The following is a 3,468-nucleotide window of genomic DNA, read 5'->3' as shown; positions in this document are numbered from 1 at the left end:
GCGCCCCCCGAGCAAGCCCTGGGCCAGCGGGCTGTAGGCCATGACCATCCGGCCCTCGCGCTCGGCGAAGGGCACCAGGTCGTCGAGCGCCGACGGCACGGCCAGCGAGAAGTGCACCTGGTTGCTGACCACCGGCCGGCCGAGGGCGGCGTCGGCCGCCCGCCAGCGCGCCAGCGAGTAGTTGGAGACGCCGACGGCCCCGATGCGGCCCGCGTCGAGCAGCTCGCGCATCCCGGCCATGGTCACCGAGTCGGGCACCACCGGGTTGGGCTGGTGCACCTGGTAGAGCGGCACGCGGTCCAGCCCGAGGCGGCGGGAGCTGCCGGCCAGCCGGTTGCGGACCACCGGCGGGAACGGGGCCACCGGGAAGAGCTTGCTGGCGACGACGACGTCCGCCCGCTCCTCGCCCAGCGCCTCCCCGAGGATCCGCTCGCTGCGGCCGAAGCCGTAGATCTCCGCGGTGTCGAACAGGGTGGTGCCGAGCTCGCGGGCCCGCCGGACGATCGCCTTGGCCTCGCCGGAGGCGTAGGCGTCGCCGTAGCCCCACTCGCGGGAGCCGAACTGCCAGGTACCGAGGCCGACCCGGCTGACCGCACCGAGCCCGTCGACGTCGAGGTAGCGCACGCCTGACAGTCTCGCCGCTGCCCCGGACCGCCGCAGGGCGGCCGGACCTCAGCCGCGGAGCAGGGCCTCGGCGATGGCCAGCCCCTCCAGCGCCCCGTGCTCGGTGGCGCGGCAGCAGTGCACGAGCCACGCGGCCACGCCCTCGGGCTGCCCGGAGGCGTAGCCGGCCAGGGCGCGGGCGTACTCCTCGCGGCCGAGCTCCGCGAAGCCGACCTCGGGCACCGAGACGGCCTTGGGGTCCAGGCCGCGGGTGATGCCGGTGAGCCGGGCGGCCGCACGCGCGACGACGCCGTCAGCGGTGCCGAACGGGGCGATCGCGGCCAGTTCGCCGTGCACGACGGCGGCCAGCACGACGGCCGGCACGGAGCTCTCGCCGGTGACCAGGGAGAGCAGGCCGGCGAGCCGGGGCCCGGCGTGGGCACCGGGGCGGCCCAGGTCGGCGCGGCCGGCGAGGTCCGCCGCGGCCAGCACGTGCAGCCGGGCCAGCACCTGGCCGGGCGCCCGGGACCAGGTGTCCACCATCGAGCCGAGGGCGACCGAGGTCCGCAGCGAGCCCTGCACGACCGGGTCGTCGACCCGCCCGGCCCGCAGGTCGGCCAGCGGGACGTCGACGCCCTCGAGCGCGGCGGACGCACGGGCGCCGCGCAGCGCCGACTCGGTGCTGACCTCGGCCGACCGGTTGCGCATCAGCCGGTGCCGGAGCAACCGGTCGATGCCGGCCCGGGCGCCCTCGGCGGCGTCGCGCACGCCGGGCAGGTCGAGCAGCGCGGCCAGCGGGTCGGCAGCGACCGGGCGGGTTCCCGGACGGCCCGCGCCGGGACGGACGGGGATGCTCACGGGTCCTCCTCGCTGACGCTCGTCGGCCTCGCGGCCAACGGTGCCGGGGTCCACGGGGAGCGCGCACGCTCGCTCCGCGTGGACGACGGTACGAGGCGGGCCGCGGGAACCGGCGACACCCTGACTACGCTCCCTGCCACCATGGCCCGGCCCCTGACCCTCCTGCTCGTGCGCCACGGGCAGAGCGAGTGGAACGCCGCGGGTCGCATGCAGGGCCAGACGGCGCACGTGCCGCTGACCGAGCTCGGGCACGCCCAGGCGGCCGGGGCCGCGCGGGAGCTGGCGGAGCTGCGCCCCGGGGCGCTGGTCTCCAGCGACCTGCGCCGCGCGGTGCAGACCGCCGAGCACTGCGCCCTGGCCACCGGCCTGCCGGTGACGACCACGCCGGCGCTGCGCGAGCAGGGTTACGGAGTGCTGGAGGGCCGGCCCTCGCGCGAGCTGTGGGACGTCGTCGACTGGACCGATCCGCACTGGGCGGCGGAGGGCGGCGAGAGCCTCGCCGAGCTGCACGCCCGGGTGGGCGCCTACCTCACGCAGCTGTGCGCGGACCCGCCGGCCGAGGTGGTCGCGCTGGTCACCCACGGGGACACCATCCGGGCGGCGCAGGCGGTCGCCGCTGGGCTCGGGCCGGACGCGATGCCGGCGGTGACCCCGCCCAACGGCACGGTGACGGCGCTCGAGCTGGTCCGGTGAGTGCCGTCAAGGCGGCGGGCGGGCGAGCATCGCAGGGAGCGCCGGCGACCGAGGAGCGGAACGGGTCCGGAGACGAGCCATGAGCAGGGTCCTCGTGCTCGGCGGCTCGCGGTCGGGCAAGTCCGCGCACGCCGAGGCACTGCTGGCCGGCGCCGGTGACGTCACCTACCTGGCCACCTCTCCCCCGGTCCCCGGCGACACCGAGTGGGCCGAGCGGGTGGCCGCGCACCGGGCCCGCCGTCCTCCGGGCTGGACGACGCTGGAGACGACCGCGCCCAGCGAGCTGCTGCGCCGGGGCACCGTGCTGGTCGACAGCGTGACGACCTGGGTCGCCGCGCTGATGGACGAGACCGGCGTCTGGACCGACGAGCCGGGTGCGCGCGACCGCCTGACCCGCCGCTGCGACGCGCTGGTGGAGGCCTGGACCATGACCCCGGCACACGTGGTGGCGGTGTCCGACGAGGTGGGGCTCGGCGTGGTGCCCGAGACGCGCGCCGGGCGGCTGTTCCGCGACACCCTCGGTTCGGTCAACCAGCGACTCGCCGGCACCGCGGACGAGGTCTGGTTCGTGGTGGCCGGGCTGCCGCAGCGACTGCGATGAGGTGGACGGGGCCGCTGGAGTCCGCCGCCCTGCTCACCGTCCTGCGGGTGCCGGCGCGGGCGGCGGCGTCCACCCGCGGCGTGCTGCCGTGGGCGCCGCTGGTCGGGCTGGTGCTCGGCGGGGTGGCGGCCGGCGTCGGCCTGGCCGGCGCACGCCTGGTCTCCCCGCTCACCGGCGCGGTGCTGGCCGTGGCCGTGCTGGCGGTGCTGACCCGCGGCCTGCACCTGGACGGCCTGGCCGACACCGCAGACGGGCTGGGACCGCTGCGCGGCCGGGAGCGCGCGCTGCAGGTGATGCGCCAGGGGGACGTCGGCCCGTTCGGCGTGGTGACGCTGCTGCTGACCGTCCTGCTGCAGGTGTCCGCCGCAGCCACCGTGCTCGAGGCCGAGCGGGGCTGGACCGCGCTCCTGGCGGCACCGGTGGTGGCCCGGCTCGCGATGGCGCGCACCGGGCTGCCCGGGGTGCCGATGGCGGCGGGCTCCGCGCTCGGGCAGTCGGTCGCCGGCACGGTGTCGGCGCGCTGGCTGGCCGGCTGGGTGTTCGTCACCGCGGCGCTGCTCACCGTCGCCGACCGGGCCCTCCTGGCGGGCGCGGTGGCCGGCCTGCTCGCGGCCGAGCTCCTCCTGCGCCGGGCGCGGGCCCGGCTGGGCGGCGTCACCGGCGACGTGATGGGGGCGATGGGCGAGACGGCGGCCGCGGTCACCCTGCTGGTG

5 protein-coding genes are annotated in these 3,468 nt (G+C 77.8%); 3 read left to right on the top strand and 2 right to left on the bottom strand.

Annotation, left to right across the window (positions count from 1 at the left end; translation table 11 throughout):
• Both BUB17_RS25000 and BUB17_RS24995 read right to left on the bottom strand, forming a co-directional pair.
• The coding region (locus BUB17_RS25000) for an aldo/keto reductase (RefSeq protein WP_141243210.1) at positions 1-624 on the bottom strand (624 nt) is incomplete at its 3' end.
• A gap of 48 nt (positions 625-672) precedes the next feature.
• On the bottom strand, positions 673-1,461 hold the full coding sequence (locus BUB17_RS24995; protein WP_072921530.1) for a Fic family protein: 789 nt from the start codon (positions 1,459-1,461) through the stop codon (positions 673-675).
• Between the two features lie 141 nt (positions 1,462-1,602).
• On the opposite strand from BUB17_RS24995, the gene BUB17_RS24990 reads away from it, so the two are divergent.
• The 3 genes from BUB17_RS24990 to BUB17_RS24980 all read left to right on the top strand — a co-directional run.
• Positions 1,603-2,154 carry a histidine phosphatase family protein gene (locus tag BUB17_RS24990; RefSeq protein WP_072921528.1) on the top strand — a complete coding sequence of 184 codons (552 nt, stop codon included), beginning with the start codon at positions 1,603-1,605 and terminating at the stop codon, positions 2,152-2,154.
• 79 nt (positions 2,155-2,233) lie between these two features.
• Entirely contained in the window at positions 2,234-2,755 is a 522-nt protein-coding gene (gene cobU, locus BUB17_RS24985) for a bifunctional adenosylcobinamide kinase/adenosylcobinamide-phosphate guanylyltransferase (RefSeq protein WP_072921523.1), read from the top strand.
• Positions 2,752-3,468, top strand: a 717-nt coding sequence (locus tag BUB17_RS24980) for an adenosylcobinamide-GDP ribazoletransferase (protein ID WP_072921521.1), incomplete at its 3' end; no start/stop codon positions are given. The genes cobU and BUB17_RS24980, both read left to right, overlap by 4 nt.

The sequence above is a fragment of the Geodermatophilus obscurus genome (assembly GCF_900143215.1).
GTDB lineage: Bacteria > Actinomycetota > Actinomycetes > Mycobacteriales > Geodermatophilaceae > Geodermatophilus > Geodermatophilus obscurus_A.
The sequence above is the reverse complement of the archived record's forward strand: the minus strand, read 5'-3'. Positions and strand labels throughout refer to the sequence as shown.